Origin of the sequence: Enterobacter cloacae complex sp. GF14B, from assembly GCF_004136805.1 — a bacterium.
GTDB classification, from domain to species: Bacteria; Pseudomonadota; Gammaproteobacteria; order Enterobacterales; family Enterobacteriaceae; genus Enterobacter; species Enterobacter hormaechei_C.
The window spans coordinates 1-1,426 of record NZ_QFRV01000265.1 but is presented as its reverse complement, the minus strand read 5'-3'; the positions used below and the strand labels follow the sequence as shown (position 1 = coordinate 1,426).

Sequence of the window (1,426 nt, the reverse complement as noted above, 5' to 3'; positions counted from 1 at the left end):
CTGCACCTGCGCAAGGGCGAAATTCTCGGCATTGCCGGGCTGGCGGGCGCGGGCAAAACAGAACTCTGTAAGGCGCTGTTTGGCGCCAGTAAAAGCCGCGTCGCGAACGGCGAGCTGAACCATCAGCCCTGGAAACCGCGCGCTCCGGCAGACTCGGTGCTGCGCGGCCTGGCGCTGGTGCCGGAAGAGCGGCGCAAAGAGGGCATTTTTATCGACGAGACGGTGAGCATGAATCTTGCCGTGTGCGCCGATAACAGCTTCTCGCGCTGGAGCCTGTTCGGCCATCGTCAGGCGTGGCGCTGGGCGGAGGAGGTGATCGCCCGCGTCGGCGTTCGCGCCCGCGGTCCCGGGCAGGTTTTGCGACGTCTCTCCGGCGGCAACCAGCAGAAGGTCGCCATCGGTAAATGGTTGCGTAATGACGCCAGCGTGCTGATATTCGACGAGCCGACCAAAGGCGTGGACGTGAAGGCCAAAACCGATCTGTTTCAGCTTATCGACGGCCTGGCGCGCGAGGGCAAAGGGGTGATTTACGCCTCGGGCGAATTTGCCGAACTGGTCGGGCTGTGCGACCGCATCTGCGTCCTGTGGGACGGGCGCATCGTGGCGGAAATCGCCGGGGCCGAGGCCCGTGAAGAGACACTACTTTATTATTCAACCGGAGGAACGGCGTCGTGAGCAAGGCCCTTTCAGTGAGCGCGGCGGCGTCTGGCCGTCAGCAGATTTTCGATTTTCTCTACAAGTGGGGCATGCTGCTGACCGTCGTCGCGCTGGTGGCCGTCTTTGGCCTGGCGTCGGACAGCTTCCTCGATCCGAACAACATCATCAACATTCTGCGCTCGATTGCCATCGTGACGGTGATTGCCATCGGCGTGTCGATCTCCCTGACCGTCGGCGGGTTCGATCTCTCGGTGGGATCCACCGCGTCGCTGGCGAACGCGCTGGTGATTTCGCTCTTCGTCTGGCACGGCTTCGGCACCACCGAGTCGATTGTAATCACTCTCGCGCTCTGCACGCTGGTCGGCCTGTTTAACGCTTTCCTGATCGTCATCCTGCGTATTCCGGACATGCTCGCCACCCTCGCCAGCCTGTTTGTCATCCAGGGCGTGGCGATGACCTACAGTTACGGCGGGTCGATTACTGAGAACATGGTGCTGCCGAGCGGCGACATGGCGGAAGGCACCATCCCTGCGACGTTCAGCCTGCTGGGACAGGTACCGACTATCGTGATCGTCATGCTGGTGGTGACGGTGCTGGCGCAGCTTGGCCTCTCGTTGACCACTCACGGTCGTCGGATGTACGCCATTGGCGGTAACCCGGAAGCGGCGCGCCTCTCGGGAATTCGCACCACGCGCTACAAGGTGGCGGCCTACGTGATTGCCTCCCTGCTGGCGGGCCTGGGCGGGATTTTGCTGGCCTCGCGTATTGG

Annotated in this window: 2 protein-coding genes; both read left to right on the top strand. The window is 62.6% G+C overall.

Going from position 1 to position 1,426, the window contains the following annotated elements; translation table 11 throughout:
- The coding region (locus DD606_RS25185) for an ATP-binding cassette domain-containing protein (RefSeq protein WP_139158379.1) at positions 1-675 on the top strand (675 nt) is incomplete at its 5' end.
- Positions 672-1,426: ABC transporter permease (locus tag DD606_RS25180; RefSeq protein ID WP_139158378.1), on the top strand; the 755-nt coding region annotated here is incomplete at its 3' end. The genes DD606_RS25185 and DD606_RS25180, both read left to right, overlap by 4 nt.